At 67.2% G+C, this 787-nt stretch carries 1 protein-coding gene; it reads left to right on the forward strand.

The features are described 5' to 3' along the window. Positions 1–135: 135 nt before the first annotated feature. Positions 136–660 (forward strand): RNA-binding protein, encoded by a 525-nt coding sequence (locus IE273_RS45580; RefSeq protein WP_189820556.1) that lies wholly within the window; start codon positions 136–138, stop codon positions 658–660. The last annotated feature ends 127 nt before the right edge of the window (positions 661–787 follow it).

Consider the following 787-nt stretch of genomic DNA (forward strand, 5'->3'; position numbering starts at 1 on the left):
GAGAAAGGGAGAGATCCATGACTAGGTTGGCTTCTCCTCCCCTTCCGGTTCGGGTTCTGGTTCGGTTCGGGTCCGAGAGTAGCTAGCCTAGTCTAGGGTTTCCGTAGTTCGGAGAGGAGAGAAAGGGAGAGATCCATGGCGGAGACGGAGTACCGCTGCTTCGTGGGCGGCCTCGCCTGGGCCACCGACGACAACAACCTCCAGCAGGCCTTCAGCCAGTACGGCGAGATCCTCGACGCCAAGATCATCAACGACCGCGAGACGGGGAGGTCCCGTGGGTTCGGCTTCGTCACGTTCGGCAGCGAGGAGTCGATGCGCCAGGCCATCGAGGAGATGAACGGCAAGGAGCTCGACGGGCGCAACATCACCGTCAACGAGGCCCAGTCCCGCCGCTCCGGCGGTGAGGGCGTCGGCGGCGGCTACGGCGGCCAGCGCGGCGGTGGCGGAGGCTACGGCGGCGGCGGCGGTGGCTACGGCGGCCAGCGTGGTGGCGGCTACGGCCAGGGCGGCGGTGGCGGCTACGGCCAGGGCGGCGGTGGCTACGGCGGCCAGCGTGGTGGCGGCGGCTACGGCGGCGGCGGCGGCGGCTACGGCGGCGGCGGCGGTGGCTACGGCGGCCAGCGTGGTGGCGGCGACTCCGGCGGCCAGTGGAGGAACTGAGCGGCGGGGCCCTCCAGTTATCGATCTATCTACCATCTCGTCGTCTTCGTCAGCAAGTTATCTTCAGTTCCTGTGTCAGTCAGTCTGAGTCGTCGTGTGTGTCGTTGAGTCCTGTGGTGTTTTTGAT

The organism is Streptomyces olivaceoviridis (assembly GCF_014650115.1).
GTDB classification, from domain to species: domain Bacteria; phylum Actinomycetota; class Actinomycetes; order Streptomycetales; family Streptomycetaceae; genus Streptomyces; species Streptomyces olivaceoviridis.

What these genes read in the sequence shown, in the direction of transcription:
- IE273_RS45580 (WP_189820556.1), top strand. Translation starts at nt 136, where the DNA reads ATGGCGGAGACGGAGTACCGCTGCTTCGTGGGCGGCCTCGCCTGGGCC.